Origin of the sequence: uncultured Maribacter sp., from assembly GCF_947496775.1 — a bacterium.
Taxonomy (GTDB): Bacteria; Bacteroidota; Bacteroidia; order Flavobacteriales; family Flavobacteriaceae; genus Maribacter_B.
The window spans coordinates 792,956-809,543 of record NZ_CANMDU010000001.1; the positions used below are offsets into that span (position 1 = coordinate 792,956).

The following is a 16,588-nucleotide window of genomic DNA, read 5'->3' on the forward strand; positions in this document are numbered from 1 at the left end:
TTTACGTTTTTTAGGCATCGCATTATAAAACTTTAACATAAAGTAAAAATCCAATAAAGAATAGTATTATAAGCGCTGAAATTAATATACCGAATCTAGTATTTCCTTTAAGATACTCTATAATCAAATTAATTAGTTCTTCAATCATCGCTTAATTGAATTTTGTCAGCTGCATAAATGTTTTACTCCAAAGGTATATATATACACAAGAAAACAAATTATCTAAGCAACATACTTCCAGACCATTTTTTATTGTCAATCTTTATCTTATAAAAGTACATTCCAGAAGTCAATTTTACACCTCGACTATTCTCTCCTTTCCAATGCAATGTCCAATCTAGATTAGGTGTTATTTCTTGTTCTAATTGAAATACTTTAACTCCAATAATAGAATAAATATCCATTCGCAGCAATCCAGAAGTTATTTTTTCATCAAATAGAAATTCCACAGAATCTTTAAAAGGGTTAGGATAAATTCTGAGATCAAAAGGTAGCTCTTCTACAGTTGATTCTATTTCTGTTTCCTGTTCTTCCTCTTTAGCAACAAAAATTTCTCCTTCCAACATTCCTTGTTGTTCTACTAGTTTTATTTTTTGATTAACCGCTATTTCTTTAATTACCTCATTTTTAGAGTTGGGCCATTGCACTATTAAACTATCTACTTTTTGAACTTTACCCAAACCCAAATGAACCGGCTTAACACTTTGACTTAATATAGATGTCCCATATACTAATCTATGGATAGCTCTATCTTGTACATAAGCAATTACGACAGCTCCAAAAGCATTTCGATTAGACACTGTTCCTTCTAAATTAACTTGAAGCCAAGCATTAGGAGATGCCGTATTATTTTTATACAAATACGGAGAAGCATTCGTATTGCTTACCAAAATATCTTGATCCCCATCTAAATCCATATCAAACACCTCAGCTCCCATCCCATTAGATATGCCATTTGCACTAGACAACTGAGACCAATCTTGAAAACCGTTTTCTCCTTCTTCTCTTACATTTTTAAAAAGAACATTATTATAATGCAAATCATTATCCCCATTAACTACATACAAATCTTGATCACCATCATTATCTACATCTAAAAACCTTGTACCCCACCCGTAATGTCCATTTGCAACACCTTCTTCAACCGTTGTATTAATAAAAGCACCTTCCTCTGTTCCCATAAATAAGGGGTTATCCTTACTTTCCGCTATATTGGTTACATAAATATCAAAAAAACCATCATTGTTATAATCCCCTATCGTAGACCCCATGCCACAACCTGTATTAATAAGATTATACTCTTGAGTTGCCTCTTCAAAAGAATTTCCCTCTATACTAAGATAAAATCGACTCAATCCAAAATCATTAACTACGTACAGATCCATCCAACCATCCCTGTTTACATCTATTGGCAAACAAGACCACGTTCTATTAGAATCATTTAAGTTTAAAGCATTTTCTATTTCCAAAAATGTTGAATTTCCTTGGTTCTGTAATAATCTATTAGGTCTATCTAAATAATATAAATACAGGTCCAAATCTCCATCTTTATCATAATCCCACCACATATTCCCCGAATTAATACAGTTATCCGTACAAGGGTTTATATTTGCTATTGAAGAAACATCTCTAAACCTTTTCCCTTCTTGATTTTCAAAAAGTTGTGTCCCGTTTTGATGAGCTAAAATAAGGTCGGGGTAACCATCATTATTATAATCACCCCAAGAAACCCCAAGCTTAAAATCTTGGCTATTATTTATAGAATGTTGCTTCCTCAAACCAACCTTATCTGTAACATCTTCAAAAAAACCACGTTTATTCTCTAGCAAACGACTTATAGTAGTACCATCATTAGCATCATAAGAATTGTATGCTACAATAAAAATATCTAAATCACCATCCTGGTCATAATCCGCTACTGCATTGCCGTAATTTGCATTCATTCCAGAAAACACGAAGGACTCGACTTCAGAAAACACCTGAGAATACCCTTCTAAATTAAACCCTAATAGCGTTAAAAAACAACAAAAACGAATTAGCATATTTAGTTGTTTTGCAATCATAAAAAAAATATTATTTCAGAAGAATTTTTAATATTAACTCACACTTAAGGCTTCAGCCTTAAGTGTGAGTTAATATATACATAATACACTTTTTAAACAAAGAACAATTGTTCAATAGCAAGTTTTTCTTAGTCAAATAAACATAGAAATAGAATAATATACTCTGAGCAGAAGAAATTGAAATTAATATTTAAAAATTTGCAAATAGTAATTATTGTTAGCCACTATAACAGCATTATTTTCGCCGATTTTTATTTTCCTCATGTCTTTAGCATCATGCGGGGTAAAAAAACCACTCTCATTTACTTCGGCAACATTAAAATTACCTACTCCATCTCCTTTTAACAACAAACCAATACCAGCGTCGTTTCTTGGTGTTTCAATCTCAGAACTGAATAGATTTCCAGTAATTAAAACATCCTTATTTCCATCTTTATTATAATCTTCTATAAGTATAGAATTTATACTAGAAACTTGTGCTAGTTTTGGAAGTTCTTTAATTTTAAAAGACTTTCCGTCTATATTTTCTATATAAATGGATGCAAAGTTTTTAGCTTTTAAATGCAGTGCTTTATCCAAATCTGTTCCATAAATTTCTTTTAAACTAGAATTTCCAAAAGACTCAAAGGTTGGAAATTTTCCTCGTAACTTAGGAACTTGTTCAATCGAGCAAGATCTACCTCTAATTGGGTATACATTATTTTCTTCATGATAACTTAAAACAATATCATTGCTTCCATTAGCATCAAAATCATAACTATGAACTTGAAAAGGTTTTTCTGCAGAAGCTTTGTATTTGTAATTTAAACCTAGATTTCCTAAAATTAAATCGTTATCCCCATCATTATCCATATCTGCGGCATTTACACTAAAATACCAACCTTCTAAATCTTTAAATTCCTTAAAATTTTTCCTTTCAAAAATTCCTTTTTTATTTTGAATTAGAGCAACCAATGGCATCCACTCTCCAACAATAACAAGATCTAATAAATCATCGGAATTTAAATCCACCCACACACTCGCAGTAACCATTCCTAAGTTCTTTAAATCTTTAGCCTTATTTCCGGTGACATTTCTAAAGTATCCGTCTACATTTTCTAATAAAATGCTACTGGCTGGTAATGGGTACTTACCTGGAACTTGCCTTCCTCCGATGAACAAATCTAAATCTCCATCTTTATCAAAATCTGCTTTAGTAACTATAGAACCACTACTAGAGTAACTTGGCACTCTTGTTTTGTCTTTTGTAAAATTCCCTTTTCCATCATTAAGATAAAGTCTATCCTGTAATTCTTTACTATCTTCTTTAAATTCGTAACCACCACTAACTACAAATAAATCTAAATCATTATCCTTATCTATATCTACGAAAATACACCCCATATCTTCCGAATTTTTATCTAAAGTCCAAGCACCTTCTTTTACTTCTATAAAAGTAGTACTCTTTTGTTGTAGATATAAGGACCCAGAATTTCCTGCTGAACCACCAACAAAAAAATCTTCTAAATTATCTCCGTTTACATCACCAACCGCTATAGACGGTCCAAATTGAGACATCTTATGAGGAAGAAGTACTTGTTCCTTATAATCGTTAAAAACATTTTCTTTGTACAAATGTTTTAAATTAATTTTGGAGGTAATGTTTTTGAAAATTGAATCCACATTTGAATCCTGTTTTAAACCATTTTTTGTATTCCCCTGAACAACAATTAGGTGTTGATTTGCCTCTATTTCTTCTTTTACAGATTGTTGTCCATTAGGCCATATAATTGTCACTTTCTCCACCAAACTAAGTTCTCCTAAACCGAAATGAGCGACGTCTTCGCTTTTAGACATATACCCTCTAGCATTTACCAACTCTATCGTCTGCCATGCTTTTTTATCTTTATGCAATATAATTTTTGTTCCATAAAGACTTTGACTATTAACAGGTTTTAAAGAAAAACGTAGGAAATTTGAATTATCACCTTTCTCTATAGTTGTATTTCTGTAGATAAAGGCCTCTTCATCAATATTACTAACTACCAAGTCTAAATCACCATCATTATCTAAATCTGCATAAGATGCTCCATTAGATAAACTTAGCTCAGTTACCCCCCAATCCTCAACTTTTTTAGAAAAAGTATAATCCCCATTATTTTTAAAAATAAAATTGGATAATTTATCTTCCGGCGCCATTTGGGCTAATGCCAAAACATCTACTACATCCTGAAATTTTTTATTCATCTTTTTAGCAACAATAGAGATACTATCCAAAATACTTTCATATTTAATATTTAGATCACTATTACGCATATTACGCTTAACACCATTAGTTATAAAAATATCTTTCTTTCCATCATTATCAAAATCAGCAAACAAAGGGCCCCAGCTCCAATCTGTATTAGAAACACCTCCGATTTGGGCTAAATCGCTAAAAACTCCATTCCCATTATTCCGTTGTAGAGTATTAAACATATACTGGTAGTGCCCCCCATTTTCCACTATTTTATGAAAATTTTCTGGCCGCATCCCTCCCATGTTGGTCTTTATCCTTTTATGGTCTTCAGCTACCATATCCAATACTAGTATATCCAAAAATCCATCATTATCATAGTCTGCAATATCAGAACCCATACTAAAATTAGATATATGCTTAAAAGATTTTTTTAATACTTCTTTGAACGTCCCATCCGTCATATTTATATACATATAATCTGGTTCGTCATAATCGTTTGCAACATAAATATCTTGCCAACCGTCATTATTTACATCGCCTATAGCTGCGGAAAGACCATGCGCAGCATTAGCAATTTTAGCTTTTATAGAAACATCCAAAAATCCATTATTTTCCCCTAAATTTTCATATAATTTATCGCTATATTTTATGTTTTTGAATTTTCTCTTATCCTTACCACCTTTTCTATTACCAAATCCTGGAGGCTGATTTACAAGGTATAAATCTACTTTTCCATCTTTATTATAGTCAAAAAAATGCGCTTGTTTTGCAAAACCAGCATCATTAAGGTTATATTTTTGCCCCTCTTCAGTAAAATTTTTACCCTTATTATTTATATAAAGTAAGTTTTTACTCAATTCAGGATTCCCCTGCACATTTTTACACACATAAATATCCAAATAGCCGTCGGAATTTATATCGACAAATGTCACGCCTGTAGACCAAGAATTACTCTCTAAAATTCCAAATTTCTCGGTTATATCTTCAAAGATAAAATTACCTTTATTTAAATATAACTTATCATTAACTTGGTTTCCTCCAAAATAAATATCTAATAATCCGTCATTGTTTACATCCCCAATAGCCACACCAGAACCGGTAACAAAATCTTCATTTACCAGGTGGTTTTCCTCTTGGGTCTCAACCAAATTATTCTCAAAATGCACCCCTGTATAGGAAGACTTCAATGCAACAAAGAGTTTATCTGATTCTTTAACCAATGGCAACTCTCTTTTCATACAGGAACATGAACAAATAAACAAATACAATCCTAAACCAAATCTTATATAATTCCTTGAAATAAACATAATTTACCGAACTAAACATTTGGAATTAAATTAAGCTATTCCAATATATCTTAAATGGTAAAAACAGGTCAAAAGAGAATAAAAATTAATCACCACAAATGATACTATATAATTAAAATTTCAGTTTTTTTTCACATATAACTAATAAAAACCTGTATACGACCAGATATTACCCCAAAAACAGCATTAAAATATATCTCTTGCGTTTTTAAATAGTTCCCAACATTAACAACATATACAGAACCTTATTTTAAAAGAAAAAAATAACTTAACCAGCTGAAAAACAATTTATTACCAAAAAAAATACTATTTCAAAATATATAAGTAAAGCCATAAAATAATCTACATAAAATCATCCCTAACAAATAGAGCAAAAAATAAACGAATCAGTTTCTTTTAGAAAATATTAATTTTCAGTATATTACATATACGAAACAACAGAATACCTATTCATCTATATTTTTTTTTAGAAAAAATTGAATGCAAAACAAAATAACATACACAATACTTTTCAAAACAAAAAAATGGAATAGCACCGCTTCTATTATAGCAGCAGGTTTATTACTCCTATTATTTTGCACCCCGGTTTTAGCTAACGAAGTAAAAAATAACCTGCGCGCGTCAAAAGTTTTTCCTTGGGAAATAAATCACGAAACGGATATAGAATCTTTCAGCTTTATTAAAGAAATTAAAAATAATAATCCCCAACCTTTACTTAACACTTCTCTGTATTCAATTTCCACAAAGAAAGCTTTAAAAAAAGACACCCCTATTAAAGCGCAATTAAGCGAACAAGACAACACTATTTGGTTCGCCATGCCCAAAACATTAGCAAGCAAAACACACTCACCGTATGGCACAAAAGGATGGCCTTTTATATTTATGGGAACTTTTCTTCTTAGTCTACTTTTAATATCCAAATACAATCATCAACTACGAATTAATGAAAGGAATTTATTTAAAGTTCATGAGGCTAACAATGAAATTAATCGCCTAAAATTACATTTTTACACTACTTTAACTCATGATTTTAAATCTCCTTTAACAAACATACTAGACCCTATTCAGGACCTATTATCTTCAAAAAATAATGATGTTTTTGTACAAACTAAATTAAAATATATTGAACACAATGTAAAACAACTACTTGGGGTTGTTAATCAGTTAACAGATTATCGAAAGATTGAAATTGAAGAATCTAAATTAGTATTAGCCAAAACAAATATTATAGATTTTTTACGAGATACAATTAACACTAATCAAATATTAGCTAGCACTAAAAAAATACAAATCACTTTCAAAAGTAAACTGTTATCTAGAGAAATATGGTTTGATGTTGCTAAAATGGAGTCCGCAATGAATACAATATTAACAAATGCCATTAATACAGCAGCAAATAATAGTGAAATAGTTATTTCTACTATAATTCCGGAAGATTCATTAACTGTTGTAAAAGAAGGAAAAGAATTCAATTGCAAACATATTCTCATAAAAATAGCATTACCAAATATCAATAAAAATTTAGGTTCTAGCACTCATACATCCTTAGCAACAAAAAGAAATAACAATAATCAATTACAAGAAAATATTGAATCTGTAGAAGAGATTCTAAAAATGCATTTTGGTAATATATCTATAACACAATATGGATATGACATACAGCTCCCTATAGATAACATACATTTCTATTCCACAAATTCATCTCAAATTATCCCCAAAGGAGCAAATACTAACCAAATTTCTATTACTGACGAAGAAGAGAAACAAACAATAAGTATTACTCCTTCTGTTCTAGTATCTGACAACGATACGGATATCAGAAACCAAATAAAAAATGAGTTAAGTTCTGACTATAGAATTTTGGAAGCCGAAAACAATAAAGACGCCTTAAACATCGCCCTAAAAGAAATTCCCAATTTAATAATTGGAGACGTTTCTACAGAAGAAACTAGCGGTATTGAGTTATGCTCCCAACTAAAGAATAATGTGCGCACAAGTCACATACCCATAATTTTACTTTCTTCCTTAAACTCTGTAGAAAATAGAATCGAAGGATTTGAATCTGGCGCGGATGCATATATACCCAAACCATTTAAAATGAAACTTTTGAGATTAAGGGTAGATAAATTGGTAGAATCCAGAACAAAAATACACAGGCACTTTACAACTCAAGAACATATAACGTTAGACCAAATAACTTTAAATTCTAACGATCAAAAATTCCTTAACAACATTAAAGACATATTAGAAAAGCATTTAGAAAACGAAGCTTATAGTGTAGACCAACTTGCAATAGACATGAATATTAGCCGCTCTACTCTTTTTAGAAAGCTTAAACATTTAACTGGTCATGCCCCAAACGAATTCATAAGAACTATTAGACTTAAACGTGCTGCTAACCTACTCGCTCAAAATCAATTGAGTGTTTCAGAAATAAGCTATCTAGTTGGTTTTAATGACCCTAACTATTTTGGAAAATGCTTTAGAAAAATGTTTGGTGATTCCCCTTCTACATTTGCTTCTAAGTATAAAAATTTAAAGGAGTCTGGCATCAAAGATTTTTTTCTACCTAATTAATATCTTTTTAAGGCTTTTTAAAATTTTACAGACACTTACTTTTCCATTAAACTTCAGCAATACTTATTCTAATTTTTGTATTTTAAATTTTAATTCAACTCAACTATTAAAAAGCTTAAAAGTAAAATGAATTCTAAAGAGCAAGCACCAATTTTTAGAAAGAGATTTAATATACTAACTCTTGTTTTTATTTCTGTGGTTATTAATTATTTAGACAGAAGTAATATATCAGTTGCAGCATACCAGTTAAGCGAAGACTTAAGTTTAAATTCTGTACAAATGGGGTATATATTTTCCGCTTTTGCTTGGTCCTACGCTCTCCTACAAATCCCTGGAGGAATTCTCGTTGATAATATAAAGGCCAGATTTTTATATACGTTTATGATTATTTTGTGGTCCATAGCAACCCTATTCCATGGCTTGGTTAGTTCTTTTTATGCATTAATTGGGTTAAGAGCAAGTATTGGCGTTTTTCAAGCTCCCTCTTTCCCTACAAATAATGCTATAATAACCAAATGGTTTCCCGAAAGAGAAAGAGCATCTGCTATCGCCATATATACCTCAGGGCAGTATGTAGGCCTAGCCTTTCTGACTCCAGTACTAGTGTCAATTCAACATTATATGGGCTGGCGAGGGCTATTTATTGTTTCCGGTATTTCAGGACTTGTTTTAGGGCTTATTTGGTATAAATATTATCGTGATCCAAAAAATCATAAGACAATTAGTAAATCTGAATTAGATTACATAACTCAAGACGATAATAATAACATTTCGAAAAAAAAATCTTCTAGCTTTAAATGGAATGACATAAAATACGCCTTTATAAACTCCAAACTTTGGGGATTATACATAGGTCAATTCTGTATTGGCTCTCTAATAATTTTCTTCCTTACGTGGTTTCCAACTTACTTAGTCCGATACAGAGGAATAGATTTTTTAGAATCTGGATTTTTAGCCTCTATTCCATTCCTAGCAGCCTTTGTAGGCGTACTTCTCTCTGGTTTTACATCCGATTTATTAGTAAGGAAAGGATACTCTAAAGAAATAGCCCGTAAGTTTCCCATAATCTGCGGAATGCTATTATCAACTTGTATTATTGGAGTAAATTACACAAACAACACTAGTTACATAATATTTTTTCTTGCGCTTGCCTTTTTTGGCAATGGCTTCGCAAGTACAACTTGGATATTTATATCCTTAATGTCCCCAAAAAAACTAATAGGCATAGTTGGAGGTACTTTTAATTTTATTGGTGCGTTTTCCGCTATAATTACCCCAATAATAATTGGATATTTAGTACAACATGGAGATTTTAGACCAGCAATATTTTTTATTGTAGGCCTTACTATAACGGGTCTACTTGCCTTCATATTCATGGTTGGAAAGATTAAAAGAGTAGATTTAGAATAAATCACATTTCCGTTAGTAATATTTCCTATATGACTTCCCTAATATATTCTTTCTGTTATATAGAAATGAATGAATAAATCAATCAAACCGCATTATTCTCATCATTAGAACAAGTATTTTTGTTTTAATTTATATATTAAAACCATCATTTAATAATGTTTTCGGGAATTTAAAAAAGTAAATTCCGGTCAAATACCAATATTTATAGTTCAAAATAAGTGCAAATGAACTAATATACAGCAAAATAAAACTTCAGAAGACCTACAAATTTCATTGTTAAAAAATCCTTAAATATGACCACTAAATACCCCAAAAAACCTACCAAAATGTCAATTTTTGTGATGGATATTTGCTGAATTGTCAAAATTTTAAGAATAAATTATTTTATTATTAAAACAAACATGAGGCAACCTTCCATAAACTAACACAATTAACTCTTTAAATTAATTCTATGAAAAACAGATTAATTACACGATTAAGACCATTTAGGTATCTATATGGTTTTTTAATTATGCTTTTAAGTATTACAACTGTACAAGCCCAATCTAATCAGATATCGGGAACAGTTACAGACAACCTCAATGAGGTTCTAATTGGCGCCAATGTTGTCGTAAAAGGCACAACAACAGGTGTTGTTTCCGATTTTGACGGAAATTTTACAATTACGGCTAGTAAAGGAGATGTCCTTTTAATTAGTTACACTGGTTTTACGACCAAAGAAGTTATTGTTGGAGATAACACAACCATCTCTGTACAGTTATCTGAAAATGCCGAAGCTTTAGAAGAAGTAGTTCTAATTGGTTATGGTTCTAGAAAAAAGACCGACGTTGTAACAGCTGTAAGTACGGTAGACAATGATTTTTTAGATCAGCAACCATCAGCAGATGCAACAAGAGCATTACAGGGTAGTGCTTCAGGTGTAACTGTAGTAGCATCCGCAAGACCAGGACAACAAGCGCAAGTAAGGATTCGTGGTTTAGGTAGTATCAACGGTAACAACCCTTTATATATTATTGACGGGTCTATTGGTGGTTCCATACCTCCACCAGATCAAATTAAAAATATTCAGGTTCTTAAAGATGCATCTTCTACAGCAATTTATGGTTCTAGAGGGGCAAACGGTGTAATCTTAGTTACAACAAAGTCTGGTAGAAAAAACCAAAAAGCTAAACTTCAAATAAATGTTAAAACGGGTATTGGAAAAAGTAATGCTAAAATGGACTTAGTTACCGATCCTAATTTAATTGGACAAATGATTTGGTTAGAGCAAACAAATGATGGTATTACACCGAACCATGCGCATTTTCAGTTTGACCCTAATGATATAACAGCTACCAGAGTAAATGATTATTTATTTCCAAATGGAGCATCAAATGGCGACCCATCTACAGACCCTTCTTTATACGAAGAAAGAAACTACCCTATAACTCGTACAAATCAAAATGGTACTGATTGGTTAGAAGAAATGTATGACAATACTGCAATGTTACAAGAATACGGACTTTCTGTTAGCGGTGGATCAGAAAAAACCACATACGCATTAAATGCCAGCTTCTTTGACGAAGAAGGTGTATTTAAATATAATTCTTTTAATAGATACGCCTTTAGATCTAACATTGATTCTGAAATTACAGATTGGTTAACTATTGGTCAAAGACTAGGTGCTACGTTCACAGAAAGTAAAGGTAACACAATAGGTTTTAACGCTATAGCAGAGACAAGTCCTTTAATTCCGATTTTAGATGAAGGCGGTAATTATGCAGGAGGTATTGTTGGAGGTAATCTAAACGATGGTCCTAACCCAGTAGGTAGTAACTTCAGAAATAGAAGAGATTTAAGAAAAACTTTAAACCTTACAGGTAATTTTTATATGCAAATAGAGCCTTTAAAAGATTTAAAATTTAAGTCTTTATTTGGATATAACATGAACTGGTTTAGCAATCATGACCCAAGATTTGGAGATCCAGAAAATACTAATGGTTCTTTTACTAATACTTTATCAGAAACAAGAAGTAATAGACTAACATGGAACTTTTCTAACACGCTAACTTACTCTAAAACTTTTTCGGAGGTTCATAATCTAGATGTGTTACTTGGGATGGAATCTTATAAAAACACTTTTGATGAAATAGAAGCAGGTCGTGCAGGTTATATTTCTACGAATCCCGATTTTTATTACATAACAGCTGGAGCAGATGCCATAACAAATGATTCTAACGCTAATGCTGGGTCTTTATTCTCTTTATTCTCAAGACTATACTACTCTTATGATAACAAGTATATGATAGAAGGTACTGTAAGGAGAGATGCCTCATCTATCTTTACATCGGATAAAAGAGTTGGCTATTTCCCTGCTGTATCCGCAGGTTGGGTTGTTTCTAGAGAAAACTTTATGGAAGGAACCAGTGGTTGGTTAAACCAATTAAAATTTAGATTCGGTTGGGGTCAATCTGGTAATGACCAAATTGGAAGTAATAGCAACATTTTTAGTACGTTCGGTTCTGGTTTAGGAAATTCTTATTACGGGATTGGCGGTAGTGACAACACAATTGCTTTAGGATACCAATCTATAGCATTTGGAAATCCAGATGCTGTATGGGAAACTACAGAGTCTACAAACTTTGGTATTGATGCCACTATTGTTGGCGGATTAAATTTAAGTGTAGACATTTGGAGAAAGAAAACAAGTGATATGTTATTTCCTATTGCATTACCCGCTGTTGTAGGTCAAGGAGCCTTCCCTGCCGTTAACATAGGAACTATGGACAACAAAGGTTTAGATATAGAATTAAATTATAATGGTTCTATAGGGGAAGACTTTACATATAGCTTAGGAGCAAATGTTTCTACCTATAAAAATGAAGTGACCCAGTTATCTGGCGGAGATTCTGATTTTATTACAGGAAGAAGCGAAAGAGGACAAACCTACACTAGAGCTCAAAATGGATATTCATTCCCTGAGTTTTTTGGTTATGAGGTAGAAGGTATTTTCCAAACACAAGCAGAAGCAGATGCTCATGCAACTAATGGAACTTATAACCAACCAGGTAATTTAAAGTTTAAAGATATAAATGGCGATGGAGAAATTACTCCAGATGACAGAACCTCTATAGGTAACCCACACCCTGATTTTACAGCTGGTTTAAATATAGGTATGCAGTATAAAAACTTTGACCTTACCGCTTTATGGTATGCTAGTGTTGGTAATGATTTAATTAATTATTACAATAGATTTACTAGATATGGTTTATTCCAAGGTCCAAAAGCATCCGATCGCTTATATAAATCCTGGGGAAGTCCTTATTTAGAAAATAATGAAGATGCTGTTTTACCAAAAGCATCTAGTACAACAAGTTTTGAGCAAAATACACACTCAGATCTAGTTGAAGATGGGTCATTCTTACGACTAAAATCACTACAAATAGGATATAACATACCCACTAGTGCTTTAGAAAAAATAGGTGTATCTAACATGCGTATTTATTTAATGGGGACTAATTTAATTACTCTTTTTGATGATTACTCAGGTTTAGATGTAGAAGTATTTCCTGCTTTTGACGTAAATAATCAAAACAGTGCGATAAATAAAGGTTTCGACTTTGGAACTTGGCCACAACCAAAACAGTTTGTTCTTGGATTAAATGTTAGTTTATAATAAAAAAAACAAAATGAAAAGATTATATAGCAAAATAAGTCTTTTAATAATTCTAGGAATTATTATTAGCTCATGTAAAGACGAATTTTTAGAAGAGTTTCCAAGAGGAGTAGTAACAATAGATACGCTTTCGGATGAGTCTGGTGCTAATCTATTACTCATAGGGGCATACTCTGTTATAGATGGCTTCTCCGCTGGAGGACCTGGTGGTGCTGGTGAAGCTTCCGCAACTAATTGGGTTTGGGGAGATGTACCTTCTGATGATATGCATCGTGGAGATCAAACTGGTGGATGGAGTGCCATTAACTTAATTGAAAGATATGAAGTGGACCCTACCAATCCATGGGTTGAAGGTCTGTGGAACGCAAATTACGATGGCATAGCAAGAGCAAATGATGTTATAAATGTGCTTAGAACTGCTGGAGATAAGATTCCTTCAGAATCAGCAAAACAAATTGAAGCCGAGGCAAGATGGTTAAGAGCATGGTTTCATTTTCAATTAAGAACAAAAATTGAAAAAATACCATATATAACGGAAGATGTAGTTCCTGAAGAGGTATCTAACGCAACTGAAGTTTGGGACAATATTGAAGCTGATATTCAATGGGGTATTGACAACAGTATGGCTGAGGCTCCTGCGGAAGTAGGCCGCGCTTCACGTTGGGCTGCTAAAGCTTTAAAAGCTCGTGTTCATATGTTTCAAAATGAATTTGACTTGGCTAAACCTTTATTAGATGACATCATAAATAATGGCCCTTTTCAATTAATGGATCACTTTTATGATAACCATGATGAAGAAAAGCAAAATAATGCTGAAAGTATTTTTGAAGTACAATACACTGTAAATGACGGTGCTGCTGGAGGAGAAAATGCTGGATCCGACCATAGAACCTTATTTCCCAGAGGAGCAGATATAGGTTTATGCTGTGCTTATAGTGCTCCTAGTTTCGATTTATTTAATGCCTTTAAAGTTGATGCACAAGGATTACCTTTATTAGATACATTCCAAGATGATTTATTATTAGAAGATTATGGTTTATTAGATACGGATCCTTTTACACCAACAGCTGAACTTCTTGACCCTAGAGTAGACTGGACTATAGCAAGAAGAGGTATTCCTTTCTTTGATTGGGGGCCAATGTCCGGTGGAGATTGGATGTTAGACCAAGCAGGAATGGGGCCTTTCCTAAACAAAAAGATAATGTTCTACAAAAGAAACTTTAGGACTATTTCTATTAATACCCCAACCTGGTCCGCTGGTTTAAATGGTAATAACTGGAGATTATTCAGGTTAGGTCATATTATTCTTTGGAGAGCAGAAGTTGCTGTTGAAGAAAATGATTTGGAAACTGCTAGAACTTTAGTTAATCAAATTCGTCTTAGAGCTCAAGATGATATCGTTATGGGACGAATCAGCAATACCACTTTCGGTGCAGATGATGCAGTGGTTATTGACGAAAGTCAGCCAGCTGCAAACTATTTATTAGGATTATATCCTTCTTTTCCTGATCAAGATTATGCAAGAAAAGCGGTTCGTCATGAAACCCGTTTAGAATTTGCATTAGAAGGAATGCGTTTTCAAGATCTAGTACGTTGGGGAATAGATGCTGAAACTATGAACGCGTATTTAGCGTCAGAATTATCTAGCAACAAGCTTCCTTGGATTCAAGGAGCCACGTATACAGATGGTCAAGACGATCATTTTCCAATACCACAAACGCAGTTAGATTTACAATCAGGGGTATTAACTCAAGACCCTGCGTATTAAAAAATAGTTATTATTTGAGTTAAGTTTTGAGCAAAAACGGTAAGCGACATACTTTGTCAATTACCGTTTTTTTTAACTTTCTTTTCTATCAAAAAAACAAAGCTTTTTTCGCCCTTATCTCATAAATTAAAAAGTAATAAAGACATATGATTTTAAATTACTTAAAAACGAACCATTAAACTTTCTAAAAAGACATTAGTTATGCCATATTAATTATGTGTGCTAACTAAATTCTTTAGATACTAATATTTTCGCAAGGATTTTAAAACTAATCAATAATGATAGATAAGACTACCACTAAAAAAAGATACAACATACTAGTCATGGTATTTATTACTGTGGTGATTAATTATTTAGACCGAGCCAATATTTCGGTTGCAGCTTTTGCTTTAAGAACTGAATTAGGAATAAACACAGAACAAATGGGTTGGGTGTTTTCTGCTTTTGGAATATTCTATGCCGCATTACAGATACCTGGAGGTATTCTTGCTGATAGAATTAAATCTAGATTTTTCTACTCCATTATATTAGTACTTTGGTCATTAGCTACTTTGTTTCAAGGATTTATAAACTCATTGGCAGCTTTAATTGGATTAAGAGCCAGTATAGGAGTTTTTGAAGCTCCTTCATACCCCATTAACAATTTAGTGGTGAGTAGATGGTTTCCTGAAAAAGAAAGAGCTTCAGCTATTGCAGTATATACGTCTGGGCAATTTTTAGGATTAGCATTTTTACTACCAGTATTAACATTAATTCAAGATTCCTTAGGATGGAGAGGATTGTTTATCGTTTCTGGTATCATAGGTTTAGTTTGGGCCGTAATCTGGTACTTCTTTTATAGAGACCCAAGAGATCATAAATCTATAAGTGAATCAGAATTAAAATATATAGAAAAAGGAGGCGGATTAATTGGATCAAAAAATAAAGAAAAAGAAAAAAAGAAATTTACTGTAAATGATTTAAAACAAGCTTTTATCTACAAAAAATTATGGGGTATATATATTGGGCAATTTTGTTTAGGGGCAATTACATGGTTCTTTTTAACTTGGTTTCCAACCTATTTAGTAGAATTTAGAGGACTAGACTTTGTTAAATCAGGTTTTTATGCTTCAGTACCTTATTTGGCTGCTTTTTTTGGAATTCTACTATCTGGTTTTACATCAGATTTTTTAACCAAAAAAGGCTTTTCTGTTGAAGTATCAAGAAAAGCACCTATTATAATAGGAATGTTAATGACTATTTTTATAATTGGGGCCAATTACACAGATGATATCTTTTTTATCATTTTATTTTTAGCCTTAGCTGGTTTTGGAATGGGACTTGCAAGTATTGCATGGGTCTTTGTCTCTTTAATAGCTCCTAAAGAAAATTTAGGATTAGTAGGAGGAGCTTTTAACTTTATTGGAGGCTTATCCGTATTTATTCCTGCTATTATTGGGTATCTTGTAGCTGACGGAGACTTTAGTCCTGCATTGATTTTTATAGCTGTTATTTCATTAATAGGTGTCCTTTCATATACCTTTATGGTCGGAAAAGTAGAACGTATTGTCCCAAAAGAAAATGTTTAAAATAGCAGCAGATAAATTAAAA

Annotated in this window: 7 protein-coding genes; 5 read left to right on the forward strand and 2 right to left on the reverse strand. The window is 32.4% G+C overall.

The window, feature by feature from the left end; genetic code table 11:
* Positions 1-218: 218 nt before the first annotated feature.
* Together Q0856_RS03510 and Q0856_RS03515 are read right to left on the reverse strand one after the other, a co-directional pair.
* Positions 219-2,063, reverse strand: a complete 1,845-nt coding sequence (locus tag Q0856_RS03510) for an FG-GAP-like repeat-containing protein (protein WP_298502676.1) — start codon at positions 2,061-2,063, stop codon at positions 219-221.
* Positions 2,064-2,246: 183 nt separating this feature from the next.
* On the reverse strand, positions 2,247-5,519 hold the full coding sequence (locus tag Q0856_RS03515; protein ID WP_298502678.1) for a VCBS repeat-containing protein: 3,273 nt from the start codon (positions 5,517-5,519) through the stop codon (positions 2,247-2,249).
* A gap of 549 nt (positions 5,520-6,068) precedes the next feature.
* On the opposite strand from Q0856_RS03515, the gene Q0856_RS03520 reads away from it, so the two are divergent.
* The 5 genes from Q0856_RS03520 (at position 6,069) to Q0856_RS03540 (ending at position 16,566) form a co-directional block, all read left to right on the forward strand.
* Positions 6,069-8,165, forward strand: a complete 2,097-nt coding sequence (locus Q0856_RS03520) for a helix-turn-helix domain-containing protein (protein WP_298502681.1) — start codon at positions 6,069-6,071, stop codon at positions 8,163-8,165.
* A gap of 126 nt (positions 8,166-8,291) precedes the next feature.
* Entirely contained in the window at positions 8,292-9,575 is a 1,284-nt protein-coding gene (locus Q0856_RS03525) for an MFS transporter (RefSeq protein WP_298502684.1), read from the forward strand.
* Positions 9,576-10,026: 451 nt separating this feature from the next.
* Positions 10,027-13,230, forward strand: coding sequence for a TonB-dependent receptor (locus Q0856_RS03530; RefSeq protein ID WP_298474326.1), 3,204 nt, complete (start codon positions 10,027-10,029; stop codon positions 13,228-13,230).
* Between the two features lie 13 nt (positions 13,231-13,243).
* Positions 13,244-14,998: a RagB/SusD family nutrient uptake outer membrane protein gene (locus Q0856_RS03535; RefSeq protein WP_298502687.1), complete on the forward strand. Its 1,755-nt coding sequence runs from the start codon at positions 13,244-13,246 to the stop codon at positions 14,996-14,998.
* Between the two features lie 278 nt (positions 14,999-15,276).
* The gene (locus Q0856_RS03540) at positions 15,277-16,566 is read left to right on the forward strand and encodes an MFS transporter (RefSeq protein WP_298502690.1); all 1,290 of its coding nucleotides are present in this window, start codon (positions 15,277-15,279) and stop codon (positions 16,564-16,566) included.
* The last annotated feature ends 22 nt before the right edge of the window (positions 16,567-16,588 follow it).

Coding starts and splice junctions, on each gene's coding strand:
- Q0856_RS03530 (WP_298474326.1), top strand. CDS start 10,027: ATGAAAAACAGATTAATTACACGATTAAGACCATTTAGGTATCTATAT.
- Q0856_RS03520 (WP_298502681.1), top strand. CDS start 6,069: ATGCAAAACAAAATAACATACACAATACTTTTCAAAACAAAAAAATGG.
- Q0856_RS03510 (WP_298502676.1), bottom strand. CDS start 2,063: ATGATTGCAAAACAACTAAATATGCTAATTCGTTTTTGTTGTTTTTTA.
- Q0856_RS03540 (WP_298502690.1), top strand. CDS start 15,277: ATGATAGATAAGACTACCACTAAAAAAAGATACAACATACTAGTCATG.
- Q0856_RS03515 (WP_298502678.1), bottom strand. CDS start 5,519: ATGAAAAGAGAGTTGCCATTGGTTAAAGAATCAGATAAACTCTTTGTT.
- Q0856_RS03525 (WP_298502684.1), top strand. CDS start 8,292: ATGAATTCTAAAGAGCAAGCACCAATTTTTAGAAAGAGATTTAATATA.
- Q0856_RS03535 (WP_298502687.1), top strand. CDS start 13,244: ATGAAAAGATTATATAGCAAAATAAGTCTTTTAATAATTCTAGGAATT.